24 protein-coding genes are annotated in these 25087 nt (G+C 56.0%); 11 read left to right on the forward strand and 13 right to left on the reverse strand.

Features of this window, described 5'->3' with window-relative positions; genetic code table 11:
• Window positions 1–332 precede the first annotated feature (332 nt).
• Window positions 333–992 carry a ribose-5-phosphate isomerase RpiA gene (rpiA, locus tag AB6T85_RS14640; protein ID WP_253458641.1) on the reverse strand — a complete coding sequence of 220 codons (660 nt, stop codon included), beginning with the start codon at window positions 990–992 and terminating at the stop codon, window positions 333–335.
• Window positions 993–1190: 198 nt separating this feature from the next.
• Between rpiA and AB6T85_RS14645 the strand changes: the two genes are divergently transcribed.
• A complete protein-coding gene (locus AB6T85_RS14645) occupies window positions 1191–2087 on the forward strand; it encodes a LysR family transcriptional regulator ArgP (protein ID WP_125287336.1) in 897 nt (298 codons plus the stop codon).
• 90 nt (window positions 2088–2177) lie between these two features.
• Here AB6T85_RS14645 and AB6T85_RS14650 read toward each other — a convergent pair whose 3' ends face one another.
• The 6 genes from AB6T85_RS14650 to epd form a co-directional block, all read right to left on the reverse strand.
• Window positions 2178–2897: an oxidative stress defense protein gene (locus AB6T85_RS14650; RefSeq protein ID WP_253458639.1), complete on the reverse strand. Its 720-nt coding sequence runs from the start codon at window positions 2895–2897 to the stop codon at window positions 2178–2180.
• Window positions 2898–3047: 150 nt separating this feature from the next.
• Complete coding sequence (gene argO, locus AB6T85_RS14655) at window positions 3048–3668, reverse strand: arginine exporter ArgO (protein ID WP_301253210.1); 621 nt, start codon at window positions 3666–3668, stop codon at window positions 3048–3050.
• A 179-nt stretch (window positions 3669–3847) separates the two neighbouring features.
• On the reverse strand, window positions 3848–4744 hold the full coding sequence (mscS, locus tag AB6T85_RS14660; protein ID WP_301253209.1) for a small-conductance mechanosensitive channel MscS: 897 nt from the start codon (window positions 4742–4744) through the stop codon (window positions 3848–3850).
• A 285-nt stretch (window positions 4745–5029) separates the two neighbouring features.
• Entirely contained in the window at window positions 5030–6109 is a 1080-nt protein-coding gene (fbaA, locus tag AB6T85_RS14665; protein ID WP_125287332.1) for a class II fructose-bisphosphate aldolase, read from the reverse strand.
• Between the two features lie 90 nt (window positions 6110–6199).
• Complete coding sequence (pgk, locus tag AB6T85_RS14670) at window positions 6200–7360, reverse strand: phosphoglycerate kinase (RefSeq protein ID WP_253458627.1); 1161 nt, start codon at window positions 7358–7360, stop codon at window positions 6200–6202.
• Window positions 7361–7382: 22 nt separating this feature from the next.
• The gene (epd, locus tag AB6T85_RS14675) at window positions 7383–8429 is read right to left on the reverse strand and encodes an erythrose-4-phosphate dehydrogenase (RefSeq protein WP_253458624.1); all 1047 of its coding nucleotides are present in this window, start codon (window positions 8427–8429) and stop codon (window positions 7383–7385) included.
• A 485-nt stretch (window positions 8430–8914) separates the two neighbouring features.
• Here epd and AB6T85_RS14680 point away from each other — a divergent pair, with 485 nt between their 5' ends.
• Window positions 8915–9652 (forward strand): bactofilin family protein, encoded by a 738-nt coding sequence (locus tag AB6T85_RS14680; protein ID WP_369895967.1) that lies wholly within the window; start codon window positions 8915–8917, stop codon window positions 9650–9652.
• 98 nt (window positions 9653–9750) lie between these two features.
• Here the strand turns inward: AB6T85_RS14680 and tkt are convergent, their stop codons facing one another.
• A complete protein-coding gene (gene tkt / locus AB6T85_RS14685) occupies window positions 9751–11742 on the reverse strand; it encodes a transketolase (RefSeq protein ID WP_253458618.1) in 1992 nt (663 codons plus the stop codon).
• 274 nt (window positions 11743–12016) lie between these two features.
• On the opposite strand from tkt, the gene loiP reads away from it, so the two are divergent.
• Window positions 12017–12769 carry a metalloprotease LoiP gene (loiP, locus tag AB6T85_RS14690; protein WP_125287327.1) on the forward strand — a complete coding sequence of 251 codons (753 nt, stop codon included), beginning with the start codon at window positions 12017–12019 and terminating at the stop codon, window positions 12767–12769.
• Between the two features lie 41 nt (window positions 12770–12810).
• On the opposite strand, the gene speB is transcribed toward loiP, so the two are convergent.
• The 3 genes from speB to AB6T85_RS14705 all read right to left on the reverse strand — a co-directional run bounded on the left by speB (window position 12811) and on the right by AB6T85_RS14705 (window position 15947).
• The gene (gene speB, locus AB6T85_RS14695) at window positions 12811–13734 is read right to left on the reverse strand and encodes an agmatinase (protein ID WP_125287326.1); all 924 of its coding nucleotides are present in this window, start codon (window positions 13732–13734) and stop codon (window positions 12811–12813) included.
• A 142-nt stretch (window positions 13735–13876) separates the two neighbouring features.
• On the reverse strand, window positions 13877–15853 hold the full coding sequence (gene speA / locus AB6T85_RS14700; protein WP_125287325.1) for a biosynthetic arginine decarboxylase: 1977 nt from the start codon (window positions 15851–15853) through the stop codon (window positions 13877–13879).
• Window positions 15846–15947, reverse strand: coding sequence for a hypothetical protein (locus AB6T85_RS14705; protein WP_367317868.1), 102 nt, complete (start codon window positions 15945–15947; stop codon window positions 15846–15848). Before AB6T85_RS14705 ends, speA begins: the two co-directional genes overlap by 8 nt.
• 626 nt (window positions 15948–16573) lie before the next feature.
• On the opposite strand from AB6T85_RS14705, the gene metK reads away from it, so the two are divergent.
• The 8 genes from metK to ruvX all read left to right on the forward strand — a co-directional run bounded on the left by metK (window position 16574) and on the right by ruvX (window position 23812).
• The gene (metK, locus tag AB6T85_RS14710; protein WP_253458613.1) at window positions 16574–17728 is read left to right on the forward strand and encodes a methionine adenosyltransferase; all 1155 of its coding nucleotides are present in this window, start codon (window positions 16574–16576) and stop codon (window positions 17726–17728) included.
• A 413-nt stretch (window positions 17729–18141) separates the two neighbouring features.
• Complete coding sequence (locus AB6T85_RS14715) at window positions 18142–19539, forward strand: sugar porter family MFS transporter (protein ID WP_253458610.1); 1398 nt, start codon at window positions 18142–18144, stop codon at window positions 19537–19539.
• A gap of 69 nt (window positions 19540–19608) precedes the next feature.
• Window positions 19609–20121, forward strand: a complete 513-nt coding sequence (locus AB6T85_RS14720) for a SprT family zinc-dependent metalloprotease (RefSeq protein ID WP_301730064.1) — start codon at window positions 19609–19611, stop codon at window positions 20119–20121.
• 107 nt (window positions 20122–20228) lie between these two features.
• Window positions 20229–20933, forward strand: coding sequence for a deoxyribonuclease I (gene endA, locus AB6T85_RS14725; RefSeq protein ID WP_253458605.1), 705 nt, complete (start codon window positions 20229–20231; stop codon window positions 20931–20933).
• A gap of 72 nt (window positions 20934–21005) precedes the next feature.
• Window positions 21006–21737 (forward strand): 16S rRNA (uracil(1498)-N(3))-methyltransferase, encoded by a 732-nt coding sequence (rsmE, locus tag AB6T85_RS14730; RefSeq protein WP_369895968.1) that lies wholly within the window; start codon window positions 21006–21008, stop codon window positions 21735–21737.
• A 54-nt stretch (window positions 21738–21791) separates the two neighbouring features.
• A complete protein-coding gene (gshB, locus tag AB6T85_RS14735; protein WP_125287319.1) occupies window positions 21792–22736 on the forward strand; it encodes a glutathione synthase in 945 nt (314 codons plus the stop codon).
• Between the two features lie 90 nt (window positions 22737–22826).
• A complete protein-coding gene (locus AB6T85_RS14740) occupies window positions 22827–23390 on the forward strand; it encodes a YqgE/AlgH family protein (protein ID WP_125287318.1) in 564 nt (187 codons plus the stop codon).
• Entirely contained in the window at window positions 23390–23812 is a 423-nt protein-coding gene (gene ruvX, locus AB6T85_RS14745; protein ID WP_125287317.1) for a Holliday junction resolvase RuvX, read from the forward strand. Before AB6T85_RS14740 ends, ruvX begins: the two co-directional genes overlap by 1 nt.
• A gap of 9 nt (window positions 23813–23821) precedes the next feature.
• Here ruvX and AB6T85_RS14750 read toward each other — a convergent pair whose 3' ends face one another.
• Window positions 23822–23992: a hypothetical protein gene (locus tag AB6T85_RS14750; protein ID WP_369895970.1), complete on the reverse strand. Its 171-nt coding sequence runs from the start codon at window positions 23990–23992 to the stop codon at window positions 23822–23824.
• An 84-nt stretch (window positions 23993–24076) separates the two neighbouring features.
• The gene (locus AB6T85_RS14755) at window positions 24077–25072 is read right to left on the reverse strand and encodes a type IV pilus twitching motility protein PilT (protein ID WP_253458596.1); all 996 of its coding nucleotides are present in this window, start codon (window positions 25070–25072) and stop codon (window positions 24077–24079) included.
• Window positions 25073–25087 lie beyond the last annotated feature (15 nt).

The following is a 25087-nucleotide window of genomic DNA, read 5'->3' on the forward strand; positions in this document are numbered from 1 at the left end:
AAAGAAAAGATGTTTTTTTATAAAAATTAACCGAGGCGATAGCCGCGCCGGTAAGATCGTTTTTTTATGGCTTAGAGCTTAGAGCTTAGAGCTTATCGATTGTGGCCTGGCATTTAGTACCTGGCATTTAGCACCTGGCACTTAGCACTTAGCACTTAGCTCTTAGCTCTTAGCTCTTAGCATTCAGAGCTTACGGCTACGGCTATGACCTGGCGCTTATAGCTATGGCTACAGCTATGACTTAGAGCCTGGCGCTTAAGGTCGCGGCTGACGGCCACGACCTTGATGCACTACCGGCCATTCCCGGCTGGTAAAACGGCCACGCTAATCAGCTAATCGCCCAGCGTTTTTACACCGTTTGCCGTGCCGATCAGCGCCACGTCCGCGCCACGCGTGGCGAAAAGCCCCACCGTGACTACGCCCGGCAGCGCGTTGATGGCTTTTTCCAGCGCGACGGCATCCAGGATTTTCAGATTATGCACGTCCAGGATGACGTTACCGTTATCGGTGACCACCTGCTGACGATATTCCGGCAGGCCGCCCAGCTTCACCAGCTCGCGCGCCACAAAGCTGCGAGCCATAGGAATGACCTCGACCGGCAGCGGAAATTTGCCCAGCACGTCGACCTGCTTGGATTCGTCGGCGATGCAGACGAACTTCTTCGCCACGGCGGCAATGATTTTTTCACGGGTCAGCGCCGCGCCCCCGCCTTTAATCATCTGCATCGCGCTGTTGATCTCGTCGGCGCCGTCAACATAAACCGACAGGGAATCCACCTCGTTCAAATCGAAAACCGGAATACCTAAGCTTTTCAGCCGGAGCGTGGAAGCCTCCGAGCTGGAAACCGCGCCTTCAATCTCATTTTTAATCGAGCCCAGCGCATCAATAAAGTGGGCGGCGGTCGATCCGGTGCCCACGCCAACGATAGTGCCGCGTTCAACATAGTTTAACGCGGCCCAGCCAACGGCTTTTTTCAGTTCATCCTGCGTCATGGTAAGTTTAGAATCCGTGCTGCTACTGTGTGGCGATAGTATAAAGCAACCCTCGTTGAAAAAACCGCCCTGCGGCGCCATTTGTTGTCACTCTGGAAGAGAGGCCGCAAAACCGGGACGCCAGCTTTAAGCGCAGGGCAAAATGGCAAAAATATGGCATAGTGCAGATTCCACACCTGAAAGAGAGCTAAAACAACAATGAAACGCCCGGACTATCGAACGCTTCAGGCGCTGGATGCAGTCATTCGCGAGCGCGGCTTTGAACGCGCGGCGCAAAAACTTTGTATTACCCAGTCAGCCGTTTCCCAGCGCATCAAGCAGCTGGAAAATATGTTTGGTCAGCCGCTGCTGGTGCGCACCGTGCCGCCTCGCCCTACCGAACAGGGGCAAAAGCTGCTGGCGTTGCTGCATCAGGTAGAGCTGCTGGAAGAAGAGTGGCTGGGCGATGAAAACAGCGGCACCACGCCGCTGCTGCTGTCGCTGGCAGTGAACGCCGACAGTCTGGCGACCTGGCTGCTGCCCGCGCTGAAAACGGTGCTGAGCGATTCACCGGTGCGCCTGAATCTTCAGGTGGAAGACGAAACCCGTACCCAGGAGCGCCTGCGGCGCGGCGAAGTAGTCGGCGCGGTAAGTATCCAGCCGCAGCCGCTGCCAAGCTGCCTGGTGGATCAGCTCGGCGCGCTGGATTATCTGTTTGTCGGCTCGAAAGAGTTCGCCGCGCGCTACTTTCCGAACGGCGTGACCCGCTCCGCACTGCTGAAGGCGCCGGCGGTGGCTTTCGATCATCTTGACGATATGCATCAGGCGTTTTTACAGCAGAATTTCGATCTGTCGCCCGGCAGCGTGCCGTGCCATATCGTTAACTCGTCGGAGGCTTTTGTGCAGCTGGCGCGTCAGGGCACGACCTGCTGTATGATCCCGCACTTACAGATTGAGCGCGAGCTGGCGGAAGGCGAACTGATCGATCTGACGCCGGGGCTGTTTCAGCGCCGAATGCTGTACTGGCATCGTTTTGCGCCGGAAAGCCGCCTGATGCGCAAAGTGACCGACGCGCTGATTGCCCACGGCCATCGCGTGCTGCGCCAGGGGGAATAGCGCTCAGGTTGAAGCGGATTTTTGCCTGGCATCCCTGGCAAAGAAAAGCGTCCGGAATGCTTACCGGACGCGGCTTTCAGCAAGCTGAGATTACTGCTTGCGCTGTAGCTCAAACACCACATCCACCTGATCGTCAAAGTGAATGCTCTGCTGCTCGTAGGTTTGCGCGGCCGAGCTCATCGGCGCGGCGTCGGCGGTTTTAAACATTCTCGCCATTGGCATCGGCTGATAGTTGGCTACGTGATAGCGAATGCTGTAAACCGGCCCCAGCTGAGCGTTAAAGCCTTTCGCCAGCTCGCCAGCCTGATGCGTCGCGTTTTCGATAGCGGCCTGGCGGGCTTTATCGCGATAGCTATCGGGATTAGCCACGCCCAGCTCAACGGAGCGGATTTCGTTCAGGCCCGATTTCAGCGCGCCGTCCAGCAGCTCGTTCAACTTATCAAGCTGGCGCAGTGTAACCTGCACCTGACGCACCGCGCGATAGCCTTTCAGCTCCGATTTGCCGTCTTTCAGATAATCGTATTCCGGCTGCGTACGCAGGTTGGCCGCGTTGATATCTTTTTTATCAATGCCGTTTTTCTGGAGAAAATCAAAATACTGGGCGACACGGCTGTCGGCCTGTTTTTTCGCTTCAGAGGCATCTTTCGACGAGACGCCAACCTCTATCGCCAGCGTGGCAATATCAGGCGTTGCGTCGACGCTTGCCTGCCCGGACGTGACAACATGCGGGCCGTTAGGCAGTTCATCCGCCACGGCGGCAAAAGGCGAGGTAAAAATAAGGGCGGCCAGCGCCAGTTTGGTCAGCTTCAAAGGAGATCCTCCATGGGACTTCAGTCATAGCAGAAGAAGCCGGCCTGACTACAGCGTACCGGCTTCCACAATTTATCCATCAGTTCGCATCTTAGTGCGATTGTACCTGCCAGACTATGACCTTAATTCCTGGAATGAGTTCGGCCGTGTTTACCAGATATTCAGCGCCTGCAGCGCCAGCTTCAGGGCGATCAGCCACATCACCAGCCCCACCAGCAGATTAATAATACGCTGCGCCCTGGTGGTATTGAGACGCGGTGCCAGCCAGGCGGCAAGGATAGCCAGGCCGAAAAACCAGATTAGCGAGGCGCAGGCCGATCCCAGTGCAAACCATTTGCGCGCTTCTGCCGGAAGCTGGCCGCCCAGGCTACCCAGCACCACAAAGGTATCGAGATAGACGTGCGGATTCAGCCAGGTTACGGCCAGCATGGTGGCGATAATACGCCAACGGCTCTGCTTCATCGCTTCCGATGACGCCAGCGCCACATCGCCGCTGAAGGCGGTACGCAGCGCCCCCCAGCCGTACCACAAAAGAAACAGTACGCCGCCCCAGGTTACCAGGTTCAGCAGCAGGGTGGAATGGGTCAGCAGCGCGCTGCCACCGAACACGCCACCGCAAATCAGCAGGATATCGCTCAGCGTACAAAGCGCGGCGGTCATTAAATGGTAGTGGCGGCGCACGCCCTGGTTCATCACAAAAGCATTCTGCGGCCCCAGCGGCAGGATCAGCGCGGCGCCCAGCGCCATGCCCTGCAGAAAAACGGCAAACATAGAGTCTTCCTCAAACGGTTTCAGCTGGCGGCGAGTGTATAGCGACAGCATCATTAGAGGAAATTGAAGATTCTAATACTCCATAAACTTAGCTAATGATAACGATCGGTAAAAAGGCGAACCGCAGTCCGCCTTTTCTTTTGCATGATGAGCAAGCCGTCAGGCTCAACCGGCTAACACTACTCTGCCTTTGCCTGTACTGGCGCAGCAGTCTGAGCAGCGTCGCTTTTTGTCTCGGCCGTCTGATGCAGGTGCACATCCATCTGCGGATAAGGGATACCGATATTGTTGGCATCCAGCGTGCGCTTGAAGTTCTTCATCAGATCCCAGTATACGTTTTGCAGATCGCCCGCGTTGCTCCAGCAGCGCACCACGTAGTTAACCGACGAAGCTGCCAGCTCGTTCAGGCCAATCTGTACGCCCATATCCTGCAGCACGCGAGGATCGGCATCCACCACTTCGCGCAGCAGTTTGAGAACCTGGTCCGCGTCGGCATCGTAGGAGACGCCAATGATAAATTCATTACGGCGAACCGGCTCGCGAGAGAAGTTTACGATGTTGCCGGCGATAATTTTACCGTTTGGCACCACAACGGTTTTGCCGTCCGCGGTTTTCAGCGTGGTAGAGAAAATCTGTACCTGTTGTACGGTGCCCATAATGCCGATATCGATAAAGTCACCGGTGCGGAATGGACGAAAAGTCACCAGCAGCACGCCAGCTGCCAGGTTGGAGAGCGAGCCCTGCAAAGCCAGACCGACGGCCAGACCTGCGGCACCCAGCACGGCGATAACCGACGCCGTCTGTACGCCTACGCGCCCAAGCGCCGCAATCAGCGTAAACGCAATCACGGCATAGCGCACCAGCGCCGAAAGGAAATCGGCTACGGTGGCGTCGATATGACGAGCGCGCAGCACCTTGTTCAGCGTTTTTGAAATGATACGCGCTACGATAGTCCCGATAATCAGGATGATAATGGCCGCTACAATATTTACCGCATAGCTCAGCAGCAGCGCCTGATTGTGTACCAGCCAGCTGCCAGCGCGGTTAACGCCGTCGACTACGTTCAAATCTTCCATTTGCTTATCCTGTTGTTGTTCCCCGCCGGGAAGTAAGCAGACTGCCAGTCCAGGCTGGCATCCCAAACCTCAAGCGTAACTAAAAATGCTGTCTGGTGCCAAATAACGAGGCAAATTAATAATTTGTTACCGCAAAGGCGCTTTTTTTGCAGGGTTTTTAATAAGGGAAAAGCCGATAGCCGCGCCAATATTTACAGAAATGCAGAAGGCAAACTTCGCTGACGTTCTAAAATTTGCCCATAAAAAAAGGCTCCGCGAGGGAGCCTTCTGTTCAGAACGAGAAAATTACAGTACGTCTACCGCGTTCAGTTCTTTAAACGCCTGCTCCAGACGAGTAATCATGGAAGTCTGAGCAGAGCGCAGCCATACGCGCGGATCGTAGTATTTCTTGTTTGGTTTATCAGCGCCTTCCGGGTTGCCCAGCTGCGCCTGCAGATAACCTTCGTTCTTTTTGTAGTACTGCAGGATGCCGTCCCAGGTCGCCCATTGGGTATCGGTATCGATGTTCATCTTGATCACGCCGTAGCTGATAGACTCTTCGATTTCAGCAGCGGAAGAACCGGAACCGCCGTGGAAAACGAAGTCCAGCGCGTTGTGCGCCAGGTTATGTTTTTTGGTCACATATTCCTGAGAATCACGCAGGATGGTTGGCGTCAGCTTAACGTTGCCTGGCTTATACACGCCGTGAACGTTACCGAAAGAGGCCGCGATAGTGAAACGCGGGCTGATTGCGTTCAGTTTTTCGTAAGCGTAGTTCACGTCTTCCGGCTGGGTGTACAGTGCGGAAGCATCCATATGGCTGTTATCAACGCCGTCTTCTTCACCGCCGGTGCAGCCCAGTTCGATTTCCAGCGTCATGTTGATTTTTGACATACGCGCCAGATACTTGCTGCAGATTTCGATGTTTTCTTCCAGCGACTCTTCAGACAGGTCGATCATGTGAGAAGAGAACAGCGGCTTACCGGTTTTTTCAAAGTGAGCTTCGCCCGCGTCCAGCAGACCGTCGATCCACGGCAGCAGTTTTTTCGCGCAGTGGTCGGTATGCAGGATAACCGGCACGCCGTAGTGTTCCGCCATCTGATGCACGTGATGCGCACCGGAGATTGCGCCCAGGATGGCTGCAGCCTGCGGCTTATCGGACTTCAGGCCTTTACCGGCGATGAACGCCGCGCCACCGTTGGAGAACTGGATGATAACCGGCGCTTTAACTTTCGCGGCGGTTTCCAGCACGGCGTTGATGGAATCGGTGCCGACACAGTTAACCGCTGGCAGTGCGAATTTGTTCTCTTTTGCGACTTTGAAGATTTTCTGTACGTCGTCACCGGTGACAACGCCTGGTTTTACGAAATCAAAAATTTTAGACATGTCTTTTGTCCTGTTTCGTCGGCAGTAGGAAAAGATGTTGCGCCTTAAGGGGCAAATCATTCTGGCGGAGGCAGCCCTCCGCCCCAGAGGTTACTGTTTCGCGCGTTCTTCCAGCATAGCTACCGCAGGCAGTTTTTTACCTTCCACGAACTCAAGGAAAGCGCCGCCGCCGGTAGAGATATAAGAAATCTTATCTTCAATGCCGAAGAGGTCGATGGCAGCCAGCGTATCACCGCCGCCTGCGATAGAGAATGCGTCGCTGTCGGCAATGGCTTTCGCCACGATTTCGGTGCCTTTGCGGAAGTTCGGGAATTCAAACACGCCCACCGGGCCATTCCACAGAATAGTTTTGGCTTCTTTCAACAACTTAGCCATGGCTTCTGCGGTTTCGTCGCCAAAGTCCATGATCTCTTCATCATCTTTAACTTCGGAGACTTTCTTCACGGTTGAAGGCGCAGTTTCAGAGAATTCCGTGCCGACGCGGGAGTCGGTTGGCACAGGAATTTTATATTCGTCGCGCAGTTTTTTCGCAGCTTCCACGAAATCCGGCTCGTACAGGGATTTACCCACCTTGTTGTCGATAGCCACGAAGGTGTTGGCGATGCCGCCGCCTACGATCACCGTATCGGCGATTTTCACCAGCGAGTTCAGCACGTCGAATTTGGTGGAAACTTTAGAACCGCCAACCACCGCCACCATTGGACGAGCAGGCTCTTTCAGCGCTTTACCCAGCGCTTCCAGCTCATCGGCCAGCAGCGGGCCAGCGCAGGCTACCGGCGCAAATTTCCCCACGCCATGCGTGGAAGCCTGGGCGCGGTGCGCGGTGCCGAAGGCGTCCATCACGTAGACGTCGCACAGCGCGGCATATTTTTTCGCCAGCGCCTCGTCGTCTTTCTTTTCGCCTTTGTTAAAACGAACGTTTTCCAGCACTACCAGCTCGCCCTCGGCGATATCAACGCCTTCCAGGTAGTCTTTTTCCAGACGAACCGGAGAAGAAAGTTTTTCTTTCAGATAGTTAACTACTGGCAGCAGGGAGAACTCTTCGTTGTACTCGCCTTCGGTCGGGCGGCCCAGGTGAGAAGTGACCATCACTTTCGCACCCTGTTTCAGCGCGGCTTCAATGGTTGGCAGTGAAGCACGGATACGTGCGTCAGAGGTGACTTTGCCCTCTTTAACCGGCACGTTTAAATCAGAACGAATCAGTACGCGTTTCCCGGCAAGATCCAAATCGGTCATTTTAATTACTGACATGGTGAGTCCTCTCGTTGATTCTCTAAATTTTAAAGGCGCAGTCCGCGCCCTGGCTGAAACCGCTGGCGGCCATGGCTAACGTCGTGTCGAGCATTCGGTTAGCAAAGCCCCATTCGTTGTCGCACCAGACCAGCGTTTTGATCAGGTGCTGTCCGCTGACCCGCGTTTGCGTGCCGTCCACAATGGCACTGTGCGGATCGTGGTTAAAATCAATGGAGACTAACGGTAGTTCCGTATAGTCAACTATACCACTAAATGCTTTTTCTGATGCGTTTCGCAGCAGCGCATTCACCTCGCAGGCCTTTACCGGCGTGCGGACGCTGACGCTTAAATCAATGGCGGTCACGTTGATTGTCGGTACACGCACGGCGATCGCTTCGAAACGGTCATTGAATTTCGGAAAAATACGCGCGATACCCGCAGCAAGGCGAGTATCGACCGGAATTATCGACTGGCTGGCTGCGCGAGTGCGGCGCAAATCAGTATGGTAAGCGTCAATAACCTGCTGATCGTGCATGGCGGAATGGATGGTGGTGACCGTTCCCGACTCAATGCCGAAAGCATCATCCAGTAACTTAATCACAGGAATAATACAGTTAGTGGTGCAGGAGGCGTTAGAGACGATCAGGTCGCTGGCCTTTAGCGCTTTTTCATTGACGCCGTAAACCACGGTAGCGTCAAGATCGTTGCCGCCCGGATGGGAAAACAGGACTTTTTTCGCCCCGGCGGCAAGGTGCGCTTCGCCGTCTTCGCGGCTGCCCCAGACGCCGGTGCAGTCCAGCACCACATCCACGTTCAGCTCCTTCCAGGGGAGATCGGCGATAGCGGCCCGATGCAGAATGCGCACAGGATCTTCGCCTATCCACAGCAGATCCCGCTCCTGACGAACGTCCCATGCAAAACGGCCATGACTGGTGTCATATTTCAGCAGATGCGCCATGCCGGCGGCTTCCGCTAGCTCATTAACCGCCACGACGGTAATCTCCGCGCGGCGTCCGGTTTCATAAAGCGCGCGCAGCACGTTGCGCCCAATGCGTCCAAAACCGTTGATGGCAATACGAACCGTCATATCACTCCTGCATCCAAATTCTGTGCAAAACCGGAGCGTTAGCCTGAGCCAGGCGTTCCCGTTTGTACAGGGAATTTTTGCGTTACCGGGCCGTTTTTCCCACGGAAAGAGGTCAGTGCCAATGCTTGTTGAAACGGTTCAGCTACAATAAAGACAATGCGGAATAATTGGAATGCGCCAGATCAATCCACAGTTTAAAAATCTGACCTGCATCACATTTAGATAAGGTTCTGTATAAAAAACAGGCCAACAACGCTCAACAAAGTAGTAAAGTAACTTTTACTGATATTTACTTTCAAGTAACCAGTTAGCGACACGATCAACGGAATTTTCTTACTTTTGCAGGTAAATATCAGAATTTTCTCTCTGACAACCGTTTCCAGGAAGGAGACGCCCACAGCAGAGCGCCGGTAAAAGCGCGGCTGGCTGTAGCGAGATCGGGAAAGATCTGGCGTCCACTCTCTGGTCACTAACCGTGCCGGAATATGAATTACAACTTGCTTTGGTATCTCTGGATTATCTGGGCTTCAGCGCTGCTCGTCTATTCCCTTAGCTGGGCGACAACGCTGTTGCTGATCCGCCAGCATCGGGGACTGTTAATGGCCGCAGCCTCCGCCATTTTTACCTGGCTTGCCTTCAGGAAATTCACGTTAAATAAGGAAATAGCGATGTTCAAACGTAAAGAGAATCCCCGTCAACCCAGCGCTCCGCTGAATTACACTTCGCCCGTGCCGCCCTCTTCCGCTTCGCTAATGGACAGCGAATTTGAAGAAAGCGTCTCTGCCGCAACCGTCGTCAGCGTCGCCAGCGCGCCTGCCACAGGCACCACCACCATCCCGGATACCTGCACCATCGTAGGTGAAATCAGCGCCGCAGGCGATATTCATATCACCGGCAGCGTTAACGGTAAGGTGAATTCAGAAAAAACCGTTTTTGTGCAGAAAGATGGGCGGGTCGAAGGGGAAATCTGGGCGCAGCGCACCGAAATCAGCGGCGAGCTGAAAGGATTATGCTGTAGTCGGGAGGTGGCCATTAACGCCAACGGATTTATGGATGGCACCATCGAGTGCGAATCGCTTTCGATCAACCAGCAGGGTAAATTTTATGGCCAGTCCAAGCCTTATAAGACGGAAAGAGAGCCGGAAAGCAACGTGGTGAAAAGCTTTGCGGAGCCGGTGATACCGCCCAGCCAGGATTTCCATTTGCGGGACACCGCGCAGTAGGTAAAAAGGTTCGCCTGTTTGCACAGGCGAACCGGATTGATTACGGCTTAAGCGATTGCCAGGAAGGTTCACCTGCTTGCACAGGCGAACCCGGTTTATTACAGCAGCTCTTTCGCTTTAGCGACCACGTTGTCTACGGTGAAGCCGAAGATTTCAAACAGCTTCTCGGCCGGTGCCGACTCGCCAAAGGTGGTCATGCCAACCACCGCGCCATGCAGGCCGGTGTATTTGAACCAGTAATCGGCGATACCGGCTTCAATCGCCACGCGCGCGCCAACCGCTTTCGGCAGTACGGCTTCACGATAGGCCGCATCCTGCTTGTCGAAAGCATCGGTAGACGGCATGGACACCACGCGCGCCTTACGCCCTTCCGCGCTCAGCTTCTCGTAAGCACCAACCGCCAGCTCCACTTCAGAACCGGTCGCAATCAGGATCACTTCCGGCGTGCCGTCGCAATCTTTCAGGATATAGGCGCCGCGAGCCACGTTAGCCAGCTGCTCGGCGCTGCGATCCTGCTGCGCCAGGTTCTGGCGGGAGAAGATCAGCGCGGTTGGGCCGTCGTGACGCTCAATCGCATATTTCCAGGCTACCGCAGACTCAACCTGGTCGCACGGACGCCATACGCTCATGTTCGGCGTGACGCGCAGGCTGGCCAGCTGCTCAACCGGCTGGTGCGTCGGGCCATCTTCACCCAGACCGATAGAGTCGTGGGTATAGACCATCACCTGACGGATTTTCATCAGCGCGGCCATACGGGCAGCGTTACGCGCATATTCCACAAACATCAGGAAGGTGGCGGTATACGGCAGGAAACCGCCGTGCAGCGTAATGCCGTTGGCGATAGCGGTCATGCCGAACTCACGCACGCCGTAGTGAATATAGTTGCCCGCCGCGTCTTCGTTGATCGGCTTAGAACCAGACCACATGGTCAGGTTGCTTGGCGCCAGGTCGGCGGAGCCGCCCAGATATTCCGGCAGCAGCTTGCCGAAAGCTTCCAGCGCGTTTTGTGAGGCTTTACGGCTGGCGATTTTGGCCGGATTGGCCTGCAGCTGCTCAATGAATTTCTGCGACTCGGCCTGCCAGTTTTCCGGCAGCTCGTTTTTGGTGCGGCGCTGGAACTCCAGAGCCAGCTCGGGATAAGCTTTGGCATAGGCCGCGAACTTCTCGTTCCAGGCCGCTTCTTTCGCCTTGCCCGCTTCTTTGGCATCCCACTGCGCGTAGATATCCTGAGGGATTTCAAACGGTGCGTGGTGCCAGCCCAGCTGTTTACGGGTCAGCGCGATTTCTTCGTCGCCCAGCGGTGCGCCGTGGGAATCGTGCGTGCCAGCTTTGTTCGGCGAGCCGAAACCAATTACGGTTTTGCACATCAGCAGTGAAGGCTTGTCGCTGACCGCTTTTGCTTCTTCAACCGCTTTGCGGATCGCTTCCGCGTCGTGGCCGTCCACGCCGCGCACCACGTGCCAGCCGTAGGCTTCAAAACGCTGTGCGGTATCGTCCGTGAACCAGCCGTCGATGTGACCATCAATCGAGATGCCGTTATCATCATAGAAAGCCACCAGCTTGCCCAGCTTCAGCGTACCGGCCAGCGAGCAAACTTCGTGCGAGATCCCTTCCATCATGCAGCCGTCGCCCATAAACACGTAGGTATTATGATCGACAACGTTATGGCCTGGACGGTTGAACTGCGCGGCCAGCGTGCGCTCGGCGATAGCCATACCCACGGCGTTGGCGATGCCCTGCCCCAGCGGGCCGGTGGTGGTTTCAACGCCGGCGGTGTAGCCGTATTCCGGGTGACCTGGAGTTTTGGAATGCAGCTGACGGAAGTTCGCCAGCTCGGCAATCGGCAGATCGTAGCCAGAGAGGTGCAGCAGGCTGTAAATCAGCATTGAGCCGTGGCCGTTGGACAGCACGAAGCGGTCACGGTCGGCCCACAGCGGGTTGGTTGGGTTATGGTTCAGGAAATCACGCCATAACACTTCGGCAATATCCGCCATGCCCATGGGCGCGCCAGGGTGGCCGGATTTCGCTTTCTGTACAGCATCCATACTTAATGCGCGAATGGCGTTCGCAAGCTCTTTACGAGAAGACATGTTCTACTCCAGGTCGGATTAAAGGCTTCGCCGTCCTTAACCTATTTTAATCAATGAGTTATCAGGCAAAGCTGCAAAAGACGACCCTCAATGTACATGAAAGAGCAGCCGAATGTACATGGCGAAAAGTGCAAAAAAACAGGGCCATACTTGCGTTTTTCAGACGTTGGAACTATGCATTAGCGCGCAGGAAGTTAACATAGTGCCAGTCTTATTCCCTGCCTTTAACGGCAGGTGTTTGTTTTTATTACCTTGTTATCTAATGGATGGAAATATGAAAATACCCGCTTCTCTGATGGCGCTGGCCGTCGCTACCGCACTGACCGGCTGTCAGAATTTTGACAGCAACGCGCTGTTGCAGTCTGGCGCGCAGGCTTATCAGGCCGCTTCGCTTAGCGACGCGCAGGTAAAAGAGCTGAGCGTAAAATCGTGCGAGCAAATGGACAGCGAAGCGCAGATTGCACCCGCCGACAGCGTTTACACCCAGCGCCTGAATAAAATCGCCGCCGCGCTTGGCGATAACATCAACGGCACGCCTGCTAACTATAAGGTTTACCTGACCAAAGACGTCAACGCCTGGGCGATGGCCAACGGCTGTATCCGCGTTTACAGCGGCCTGATGGATATGATGACGGACAACGAAGTGGAAGGCGTGCTGGGCCATGAAATGGGCCACGTGGCGCTGGGCCATACCCGCCGCGCGATGCAGGTCGCTTACGGCACCACCGCAGCGCGTACCGCGGCCGCATCCGTTGGCGGTATTGCCGCTACGCTGTCGCAGTCGCAGCTGGGCGATCTGGGCGAAAAGCTGGTTAACGCGCAGTTCTCACAAAAACAGGAGTCACAGGCGGACGACTACTCGTTCGATCTGCTGAAAAAACGCGGTATCAGCCCGCTGGGTCTGGAAACCAGCTTTGAGAAACTGGCGAAGCTGGAAGGCGGCAGCGCGAGCACCATGTTCGATTCTCACCCTTCTTCCGAATCCCGCGCGGCGCATATTAAAGCGCGCATCGAAGCCGGAAAATAAGCCTGAACAAGGCCAGCCCTGCGGCTGGCCCCTTTCGACGATTACTCGCCTTTATTCACAGCCTGAACGTGCAGCATATCCAGCGCCAGCGTGGCGGCGGCCAGCGCAGTGATATCGGACTGGTCATAGCCCGGCGCGACTTCCACCAGATCCATGCCCACAATGTTCAGCCCTTGCAGACCGCGCACCAGCTTAGTTGCTTTGTCCGAGGTCAGACCGCCGACAACAGGCGTGCCCGTGCCCGGCGCGTGAGCCGGATCCAGACAGTCTATATCAAAAGTCAGATAAACAGGCATATCGCCCACGATCTCTTTCACCTGTGCGATGATATCGTCGACGCTGCGATCGTTAATCTGCGCCGCATCCAGCACATTGAAGCCCAGCGATGCATCGAACTCGGTGCGAATACCAATCTGCACGGAGCGCGTCGGATCGATCAGCCCTTCCTGCGGCGCGGTGTAGAACATGGTGCCGTGGTCGAACTTCGGGCCGTTGGAATAGGTATCGGTATGCGCATCAAAATGCACCAGCGCCATTTTGCCGAAGTGTTTCGCGTGCGCGCGCAGCAGCGGCAGCGTGACGTAGTGGTCGCCGCCAAAGGTCATCATGCGTTTGCCGTTAGCCAGCAGCTTCTCCGCATGGGCCTGCAATTTGTCGCTCATATCCTGCGAATCGCCAAAAGCGTAAACCAGGTCGCCGCAGTCAACGACGTTCAGACGCTGACGCAGATCGAAATTCCACGGCCAGCGGCAGCCTTCCCAGGCCAGGTTAGTGGAGATCTGACGGATGGCGCCCGGCCCTAAGCGGCTGCCGGGACGGCCGGACGTGGCCGCGTCAAACGGTACGCCGGTGATCACCCATTCGGCGTCGCTGTCGTACGGCTGGAAGTTAACCGGAAAACGCATAAAACCAAAAGCATTGGAAACCAAAGAGTTATCGTACTGGTTGCCCAGAGTATTATACATAAGCCCCTCTCTTGCTGTCGGCCAGGCTGGCCTTGCTGTTATAGCTAAAAAAAATCCCCGTCGCGTCGTTAGGCCCGACGAGAAAGGGATTGGGTTCAGGTTGTCAGGCGGAAAAAGCGCCGCCCGACCGCGCGGCTAAGGCTTACTCATCTTCCAGATAAGTGTAGCCGTAGAGGCCCGCTTCAAACTCTTCGATAAACTGCGCGCGCAGCTCATCGTCCAGATCGGATTCGGCAATCTGCTTGCGGAAATGCGTCAGCAGCTCGTTCGGATCCAGCTGCACGTATTCCAGCATGTCCGCTACGGTATCGCCTTCGTCCGACAGCTGCACATCAACACGCCCATCCGCGTAAGCATAAACGTCAACCGCTTCGGTATCGCCGAACAGGTTGTGCATATTGCCCAGGATTTCCTGATACGCGCCGACCATAAAGAAGCCCAGCATCGGCGGATTATCCACGTCGTACTGCGGCATCGGCATGGTGGTAGCGATACCGTCGCCGTCCACATAGTGGTCGATGGTGCCGTCTGAATCACAGGTAATATCCAGCAACACGGCGCGGCGCTCCGGCTTTTTATCCAGCCCTTCCAGCGGCAGCACCGGGAACAGCTGATCGATGCCCCACGCGTCCGGCATGGACTGGAACAGCGAGAAGTTGACGTAAATCTTATCCGCCATACGCTCCTGCAGCTCGTCGATAATCGGACGGTGCGCGCGGTTACCCGGATCCAGATGCTGCTGAATGTAGTTACAAACGCTCAGGTAAAGCTGCTCGGCCCAGGCGCGCTGCTCCAGATTGTAAATGCCCTGAGAGTAGCCCGTATGGATATCAAACAGATCCATCTGGCTATCGTGCAGCCATTCACGCAGCGAGCGACGATTGTTCAGCTCGTGCATCTCCTGCCACGTATCCCACAGGCTGATAATCGGGCGAGGCGCATCCGCTGGCGGCGACTCCGGCGTAATAAACTCGTTGCGTTCCACGCCGATGATGTTGGAAACCAGCACGGTATGGTGCGCGGTAACCGCACGACCTGATTCGGTGATGACCGTCGGATGCGGCAGATTGTGCTCCTCACACGCATCGCCGATAGCCCAGATCACGTTGTTGGCGTATTCGTTCAGGCCGTAGTTGACCGAACAGTCGGACTGGGAACGCGTTCCCTCATAGTCCACGCCCAGGCCGCCGCCCACGTCGAAGCACTGGATGTTGACGCCCAGCTTCGCCAGTTCGACATAGAAACGTGCCGATTCGCGTACGCCGGTGGCGATATCGCGGATATTCGCCATCTGCGAGCCGAGGTGGAAGTGCAGCAGCTGCAGGCTTTCCATTCTGCCGGCTTCGCGCATGATCTCAACCAGCTTCAGCACCTGCGTAGCGGACAGGCCAAACTTGGACTTTTCGCCACCGCTGGACTGCCATTTGCCGGAGCCCTGCGAGGCCAGGCGCGCGCGGATGCCAAGACGCGGCACCACGTTCAGGCGTTCCGCTTCTTCCAGCACCAGCTTCACTTCGGTCATCTTTTCCAGCACCAGATAGACTTTGTGGCCCATCTTTTCGCCGATCAGCGCCAGACGAATATATTCACGGTCTTTGTAGCCGTTACAGACGATCACTGAACGGGTCATGCCCGCGTGCGCCAGCACCGCCATCAGCTCCGCTTTGGAGCCCGCTTCCAGCCCCAGCGGCTCGCCGGAGTTGATCAGCGATTCGATCACGCGCTTATGCTGGTTAACCTTGATCGGATAGACCAGGAAATAGTCGCCGCGATAGCCGTAGGATTCCCGCGCGCGCTTAAACGCTGCGTTAATGGAGCGCAGGCGATGCTGTAAAATTTGAGGGAAACAGAACAGCGCGGGCAGGCGTTGCCCTTCGGCCTCGCGCTCTTTAACCAGCCGGGCCAGATCGACGCGCGCTTCCGGCACGTCGGGATCGGGACAGACGCTGATATGCCCCAGCTCATTGACGTCGTAATAATTATTGCCCCACCAGGCAATATTGTAGGTGCGCAGCATTTTGCTGGCATCTTGATCGCTCATGGCCACCTCCTGCATTGAGCGGAGTACACCCTGTTCGCCTGCTGACGAACCCTTAATCATCTTGCTGTCGTCAGACATCGCGAGCCTCGAATTTCAATGATGCGGAACAGTTAACTACTATCGCAGGGAAAACCCACGACAACAACCCATCGACTACCGGGCATCCCAGCATAAAACGCTGAGGAACCGCACCAGGCGATATCAGAAGTATAACATTAAACACGTCGCGGACTCCGGCACCCAGCTGCGCTGAGAAACGAGAAGGAGGAGATTATCGACATTAAATGCCGGCATCACGACCGGCGCTACATCGGCACGGCGCCGAGGCAGGAAAACAGGACAGGAAGAGTCTGCGTGCGCCGGAATGGCGCAATGAACCGGTTGCGATCATGACCGTATTCAGCTCCGCTTGGGGAAACCGGGAGGAAAAGGCCAGCGAAAAGTCCTCTCGCTGACGCGCCTGCCGCTGATACCGGCAAACCCGGCTTACAGCAGCGGCGTTTTATACAATCAGCACGACAGGAATGCAAAATTTAAATGTAAGGAACAACAAGGGACACGGTAATTTTTACAAAATTCCCCGGTTGTTTCCGATAAAAAATGCTGGCAATCTGTTTAACGAGTAACCTAAAATAGCCGTCCAGATGTGAATCCATCTATACTGGTTAACTTCTAAGCGTCTTAAATTAAATTATTGTACTGCTCATGGCTTTGCCTGAGGGGGCGCAGAGAGAGAACACCGTTTCTTTTTAGCGCTATGCAGTCGATCCCAACCCGTTTCAGTAAGGTAAAGAATAAATGGCTAAACACCTTTTTACTTCCGAGTCCGTCTCAGAAGGCCATCCCGATAAAATCGCCGACCAGATCTCTGATGCCGTGCTGGATGCCATCCTTGAGCAGGATCCGAAAGCCCGCGTCGCCTGTGAAACCTACGTAAAAACCGGCATGGTGCTGGTCGGTGGCGAAATCACCACCAGCGCATGGGTAGATATCGAAGAGATCACCCGTAATACCGTGCGTGAAATCGGCTATGTTCATTCCGACATGGGCTTTGATGCCAACTCCTGCGCGGTGCTGAATGCTATCGGCAAACAGTCACCGGATATCAACCAGGGCGTGGATCGCGCCGATCCGCTGGAACAGGGCGCGGGCGATCAGGGCCTGATGTTCGGCTATGCCACCAACGAAACCGACGTGCTGATGCCTGCGCCGGTGACCTACGCGCACCGTCTGGTGCAGCGTCAGTCCGAAGTGCGTAAAAACGGCACCCTGCCGTGGCTGCGTCCGGATGCGAAAAGCCAGATCACTTTCCAGTACGATGCGGGCAAAATCGTTGGTATCGACGCGGTAGTGCTTTCTACGCAGCATTCAGAAGATATCGATCAGAAAGCACTGCAGGAAGCGGTGATGGAAGAGATCATCAAGCCGGTTCTGCCAGCTGAATGGATCAACGCCGGTACCAAATACCATATCAACCCGACCGGCCGTTTCGTTATCGGCGGCCCGATGGGCGATTGCGGCCTGACCGGTCGTAAAATCATCGTGGACACCTACGGCGGCATGGCTCGTCACGGTGGCGGCGCGTTCTCCGGTAAGGATCCGTCAAAAGTTGACCGTTCCGCAGCCTACGCGGCACGCTACGTGGCCAAGAACATCGTGGCTGCCGGCCTGGCCGATCGCTGTGAAATCCAGGTTTCTTACGCCATCGGCGTTGCGGAACCGACTTCCATCATGGTAGAAACCTTTGGTACAGAAAAAATCTCTACCGAACAGCTGACGCTGCTGGTACGCGAGTTCTTCGACCTGCGTCCTTACGGCCTGATCCAGATGCTGGATCTGCTGCACCCAATCTACCGCGAAACTGCGGCTTACGGTCACTTTGGCCGCGAGCACTTCCCATGGGAAAAAACCGACAAGGCCGCACAGCTGCGCGAAGCGGCTGGCCTGAAGTAAGGTTTTACCTATCGCATCAAGGGCACCTAAAGGGTGCCCTTTTTGCTGCCCGCTGGCTGGCAGATTGGTAAACTCCGTATACACTTTTGCAGGCCTTCGTCGCCCCGCATGTTAACGGTTACATCCAGAAACATCAGGCAGCATCTGATAATTAAGAATTTCCAGCCTTAACAAGAGTAGCGGGAATGCGCTATTTTCAGCGCTGTCCGATAGAGGGCCAGCAGGGAACCAGGAGAAGCTATTTAGTGCTATGCCTGAACGGTTATAAAGCGTAAGCGCGTATGAAAACCACTGTTTTCAGAAAGATCTGGTGTGTAACCGATTACACCGTGTGATCGCCCGCACAGTCTTTCGCGCCGGGTTTTTTTAACATTTATAAAAACAATATACAGTACCACTAATATGGAGGCTTCATGCCTGATAATAAGAAACAGAGCAGAACATCCAACAAGGCGATGACCTTGTTCGTATGTTTACTCGCCGCACTCGCCGGCCTGCTTTTCGGGCTGGATATCGGCGTGATTGCCGGCGCTTTACCTTTCATTGCGAAAGATTTCAACGTCACTGCCCACCAGCAGGAATGGATTGTCAGCTCGATGATGTTCGGTGCCGCCGTCGGCGCCGTCGGCAGCGGCTGGATGTCCTCTTACCTCGGTCGTAAAAAGAGCCTGATGATTGGCGCCGTGCTGTTCGTTATCGGCTCGCTGTGGTCAGCCATGGCGGGAAACGCGGATATGCTGATTGTGGCGCGCGTGCTGCTGGGCCTGGCCGTCGGCGTGGCTTCCTTTACCGCTCCGCTTTACCTTTCTGAAATCGCACCGGAAAAAATTCGCGGCAGCATGATCTCGCTGTACCAGCTGATGATCACCATCGGTATTCTGGGTGCCTATCTCTCCGATACCGCGTTCAGCTACACCGGCGAATGGCGCTGGATGCTGGGCATTATCACTATCCCGGCGGCCCTGCTGCTGGTCGGCGTCTGCTTCCTGCCTAACAGCCCGCGCTGGCTGGCGGCGAAAGGCAACTTCCGCGATGCGCAGCGCGTGCTGGATCGCCTGCGCGACACCAGCGAGCAGGCAAAACGCGAGCTGGATGAAATTCGTGAAAGCCTGAAGATCAAACAGTCCGGCTGGAATCTGTTCAAAAACAACGGTAATTTCCGCCGTGCGGTCTGGCTGGGTATTCTGCTACAGGTTATGCAGCAGTTCACCGGTATGAACGTCATCATGTACTACGCGCCGAAAATTTTTGAAATTGCCGGCTTTACCAATACCACCGAGCAGATGTGGGGCACCGTTATCGTTGGTCTGATCAACGTGCTGGCGACCTTTATCGCTATCGGTCTGGTGGATCGCTGGGGCCGTAAGCCGACCCTGAAGCTGGGCTTCCTGGTCATGGCGATCGGTATGGGCGTGCTGGGTACCATGCTGCATATCGGCATTCACTCTGCCGGTGCACAGTACTTTGCTATCGCTATGCTGCTGATGTTTATCATCGGCTTCGCCATGAGCGCCGGCCCGCTGATCTGGGTACTGTGTTCTGAAATTCAGCCGCTGAAAGGCCGCGATTTTGGTATCACCGTTTCTACGGCGACCAACTGGATTGCCAACATGATCGTCGGGGCGACCTTCCTGACCATGCTGAACACGCTGGGCAACGCCAATACCTTCTGGGTCTACGCAGGTCTGAATATCCTCTTTATCATTCTGACTATTATGCTGATCCCGGAAACCAAAAACGTTTCTCTTGAGCATATCGAACGCAACCTGTTAAGCGGCAAAAAGCTGCGCGACATCGGTCAGCGCGACTAAGCTTCACTGGCCGGGGCAACCCGGCCAGCTTCATTGAATTCCCCTGCCTCACGTCGTATCCTCTGCACCATGAAATCCCCTCGACTTCCAATAGCCCTACAACAGGCCGTGATGCGTTCGCTGCGCGACAAGCTGCAGCAGGCTAATCAGCGCCTTGAACGTCACTATCCTGAACCAAAGCTGGTTTATCAGCAGCGCGGTACGGCTGCGGGCACCGCCTGGCTGGAAGCCTGGGAGATCCGCCTGAATCCGGTGCTGCTGCTGGAAAATCAGGAAGCTTTTATCAATGAAGTGGTGCCGCACGAGCTGGCGCATCTGCTGGTATGGAAACAGTTTGGCCGCGTGGCGCCGCATGGCAAAGAGTGGAAGTGGATGATGGAAAGCGTGCTGGGCGTGCCTGCACGACGCACCCACCAGTTTGCTATCGAATCGGTGCGCAGCCGCGCTTTCCCCTATCGCTGCCGCTGTCAGCAGCATCAGCTGACCGTACGCCGTCATAACCGGGTCACGCGTGGCGAAAGCGAATACCGCTGCGTTCACTGTGGCGAAAAATTGCTGCCCGGCACGTTTACGCCCGTATAAAAATCGGCCTGGCGTCAAAAAAAGCGCTGATAAAGCACGCGACGATTTCCTGTTATCCGGCGCTTCTGCTACTCTCGCCGCTTTATTGACTGACAGAAAACCGGACTATGTTACGCAAAATTATTGGCTGCTTTTCGCTGCTGACCGCCTTCTTTGCCCACGGGTTAAGCCCCAACAACTACCATCAGAATAATTTCAGCCAGGCAAAAGCCTATGCCGCGCAAATCAATGCCGATGCGCCAGGCTCTTTTTACTGCGGCTGTAAAATTAACTGGCAGGGGAAAAAAGGCGTGCCGGACCTCGCCTCCTGCGGCTATCAGGTGCGCAAAAACGCCAACCGCGCTAACCGCATTGAGTGGGAGCACGTGGTGCCCGCCTGGACTTTCGGCCACCAGCGCCAGTGCTGGCAGGATGGCGGCAGAAAACAGTGCGCCAAAGACGCGGGCTATCGCCGTATAGAGTCCGATCTGCATAACCTGCAGCCCGCCATCGGCGAGGTTAACGGCGATCGCGGCAACTTTATGTACAGCCAGTGGAACGGCAGCGAGCATCAGTACGGCCAGTGCGAAATGAAGATCGACTTCAAGAACAAGCAGGCTGAACCGCCAGCGCGCGCGCGCGGCGCCATCGCCCGCACCTGGTTCTATATGCGCGACCAGTACCAGATTGCGATGTCGAAACAGCAGACTCAGCTGATGACGGTCTGGGACAAGCAGTATCCGGTTACCGCCTGGGAATGCGAGCGCGATAACCGCATCGCAAAAGTCCAGGGCAACCACAACCCCTATGTACAGCGTGCTTGCCAGCGGTAAAATCTGTGGCCTAAACTGGACAGCATGTCTTGGCCGCGCCCGCCGCGGCCAGTTACTTTTATCAGGATCCCCATGCGTATACCCCGCATTTATCATGCCGAACCGCTGGTCGTCGGCAGTGAAGTTTTCCTCAACGAAGAAGCGGCAAATCACGTAGGACGCGTACTGCGGATGAACGCCGGTCAGCGCCTGGAATTGTTCGATGGTACTAATCTGACATTTAGCGCCGAAATCGTGCAGGCGGATAAGAAAAATGTGCGCGTCGCCGTGCAGGAAAGTCGCGAAGAGTGCCGTGAATCCCCGCTTCACCTGCATTTAGGCCAGGTGATGTCGCGCGGCGAGAAGATGGAGTTCACCATTCAAAAAGCGGTGGAACTGGGCGTAAACAGCATCACCCCCTTGTTTTCTGAGCGCTGTGGCGTAAAGCTTGATGCCCAAAGGCTGGCGAAAAAAATCCAGCAGTGGCAAAAAATTGTGATTGCCGCCTGCGAGCAGTGCGGCAGAAATCGCGTGCCGGAGGTGCGTGAAGCAATGACGCTGGAGGCCTGGAGCGCCGAAGAGGACAGCAGCCTGAAGCTCAATCTGCACCCGAGAGCGAGCCAAAGCATCAATACCCTGCAGCAGCCCGTGGAACGCGTCCGTTTGCTGATTGGCCCGGAAGGCGGCCTGACGGCGGATGAGATCGCGATGACGGCGCGCTACGGCTTTACCGATATCCTTTTAGGGCCTCGCGTGCTGCGCACGGAGACCACCGCGCTAACCGCCATTACCGCCCTTCAGGTGCGGTTTGGCGATTTAGGCTGATAACAGGCACTGACGAGAAAAACGGCAGGCAAGAAAGCTCAACTGGAGAGACTAATGATTAAGCTTGGCATTGTGATGGACCCGATTAGCGCCATCAATATTAAAAAAGACAGCAGCTTCGCGATGCTGCTGGAAGCACAGCGCCGCGGTTATGAAATTCACTATATGGAGATGAAAGATCTCTATCTGCGCGGCGGTGAAGCGCGCGCCGCAACGCGTCTGTTGAGCGTTGAGCAAAACTACGACAAATGGTACGAGTTCGGCAGCGAGCAGGATATTGCGCTGGCCGACCTGAACGTAGTGCTGATGCGTAAAGATCCGCCTTTCGACACCGAATTTATCTATGCGACCTACATCCTTGAGCGCGCGGAAGAAAAAGGCACGCTGATCGTGAATAAGCCGCAGAGCCTGCGCGACTGCAACGAGAAGCTCTATACCGCCTGGTTTGCTGAGCTGACGCCGGACACGCTGGTGACCCGCAGCGCGCAGCAGATCCGCGATTTCTGGCAGGAGCACGGCGACATTATCCTGAAACCGCTGGACGGCATGGGCGGCGCCTCTATTTTCCGCGTGAAGCAGGAAGATCCAAACCTGTCGGTGATTATTGAAACGCTGACCGAGCACGGCAGCTTCTACTGCATGGCGCAGAACTATCTGCCAGCGATTAAAGAAGGCGACAAGCGCGTGCTGGTGGTGGATGGTGAACCCGTACCTTACTGCCTGGCTCGCATTCCCAAATCGGGCGAAACGCGTGGCAACCTGGCGGCTGGCGGCCGTGGCGAAGCGCGTCCGCTGTCCGAAAGCGACTGGGAAATTGCCCGCCGCGTCGGCCCAATGCTGAAGCAAAAGGGCCTGATTTTTGTCGGCCTGGATATCATTGGCGACAAGCTGACGGAAATTAACGTGACCAGCCCGACCTGCATACGTGAGATCGAGGCCGCATTCCCGATTTCAATTACTGGTATGCTTATGGATGCGATTGAAAAACGACTGGCCTGATAAGAAAAGGATTGACGGGCCTTCGTGCTAACCCTGTTGTTCGCCTGCGGCCTTTACCACAGGCGGGCAACCCGACTACAGAATCCTGATATGAATTTACAGCATCATTTTTTGATTGCCATGCCCACGCTGCTGGATCCTTTGTTCAAACGTTCGGTTGTTTATATCTGCGAACACAATGACGAAGGCGCCATGGGTATTATCGTTAATAAACCGATGGAAAATCTTACCGTCGACGGCATTCTTAAGAAGTTAAAAATTATGCCAACCCCGCGCGAACCCGAAGTCAAACTCGACAAGCCGGTTTTTGCCGGCGGCCCGCTGGCAGAAGATCGCGGTTTTATTTTGCACTCGGCTCAGCATACCTACGCGTCCAGCATTCGCGTTTCCGATAATACGGTGATCACCACCTCCCGCGACGTGCTGGAAACGCTGGGCACGCCGGAGCAGCCGGAAAGCGTACTGGTCGCGCTGGGCTACTGCGCCTGGGAGAAAGACCAGCTGGAAAACGAGCTGCTGGAAAACGCCTGGCTGACCATTCCGGCCAACAGCAATATTCTGTTTAAAACGCCCGTGGCCGAACGCTGGCGCGAAGCGGCGAAAAGCATCGGCGTGGATATTCACAATATCACCAGCGATGTTGGACACGCCTGATGAGCCACCTTACTCTGCTGGCCTTCGATTTCGGCACCAAAAGCATCGGCGTGGCGATAGGCCAACAGCTTACCGGCACCGCCCGCCCGCTTCCCGCGTTAAAAGCGCAGGATGGCACGCCCGACTGGAGCAAAATCGAGGCGTTGCTGAAAGAGTGGCAGCCGGATCATGTTGTGGTCGGTCTGCCGTTAAATATGGACGGCACCGAACAGCCGCTAACCGCCAGAGCGCGCAAATTTGCCAACCGGCTGCACGGCCGCTTTGGCGTCAAGGTAGAGCTGCACGATGAGCGCCTCAGCACCGTGGAAGCCAGGGCTGACCTCTTTTCACGCGGCGGCTTTCGGGCGCTGAACAAGGGCAGCGTCGATTCCCTTTCGGCCGTGATCATCCTCGAAAGCTGGTTTGAGAACGCGTGGAGCTAGTCGGCTCGTTTATCGCTTCACTTTTACCGCCGGGCCGCGTAACGTCGCCCGGCTCGTGCACCAGTCCCGCTTAACGTTACGCCAGCAGCACCGCTTAACGTTACGCCACCAGCACCGCCACCCGCCCGTTTCGATTGCCGCCACGCCCCAGCACCAGCGGCTGCCAGTCTCGATTGCCATTACTTCTCCAGCTCCACTTGCCAGTAACGCCTGCCATTACGCTACCGGCCCCGCTTTCCGTTACACCTCCGTCTTCACCTGAAATCACGCCACCAGCCCGGCCTGCCGCCGCGCCTGCAAACTTTGCTCAAACGTCTGCATACCCAGCTGCGCGCCGGTTTGCAGCACGCCCGGTAGCTGATGCGTTTTGCCCTCGCGAATCAAGCTGCTTGTGGCTGGGGTATTAATCAGCACCTCAAACAGCGCTACCCGACCCCTGGTCACGCCCGGCACCAGCTTTTGCGCAATCACCGCTTTCAGGCTGCCGGCCAGCTGGCTGCGGATCAGGTTTTTCTCCGCGCCGGGAAAAACGTCCACCAGCCTGTCCACCGCCTGCGCCGCGCCGCGCGTGTGCAGCGTCGCCAGCACCAGATGCCCGGTTTCTGCCGCCGTCAAAGCCAGCTGGATGGTGTCGCTATCGCGCAGCTCGCCCAGCAGGATGACATCCGGATCCTGGCGCAGCGCCGCCCGCAGCCCGGTGCTGAAAGAGACGCAGTGCCGGCCTATCTCCCGCTGCTGGATCAGCGATCGCTCGCTGCGGTGAATAAACTCCACCGGATCTTCCAGCGTCAGGATATGGCGGTGCTGCTGCTGGTTAATCGCGCCGATAAGCGCAGCCAGCGTGGTTGATTTGCCGCTGCCCGTCGCGCCCGTCACCAATACCAGCCCGTCCTGCAGCCGGAGCAGCTCCTTTACTATCGGCGGTAGATCCAGCTCCGCCAGCTCGGGACAGCGGCTGGTGATAAAGCGCAGCGCCAGCGAAATACCCCGCCGCTGTCGGAACAGATTCGCCCGCAGCCGCGTGCCGTCGGCCAGCGTCAGCGCGAAATCCAGCTGGCCTGCGCGAGCGAATTCGCGTTGCTGATCGGCATCCAGCCACGCCTGACTAATTTTTAGCAGCAGCTCGTCGCTGGCAGGAAGACCGCCCGGTATCGCCTCCAGCCTGCCGGCCAGCCGCCAGAACGGATAATGACCACTACAGAGGTGCAGATCCCCGGCGTTATGCTTTACACTAAGCGCCACTAATTCCTCAATATCCATATTAACTCCCTGACT

This window comes from Erwinia aeris, from assembly GCF_041224955.1.
Taxonomy (GTDB): domain Bacteria; phylum Pseudomonadota; class Gammaproteobacteria; order Enterobacterales; family Enterobacteriaceae; genus Erwinia; species Erwinia aeris.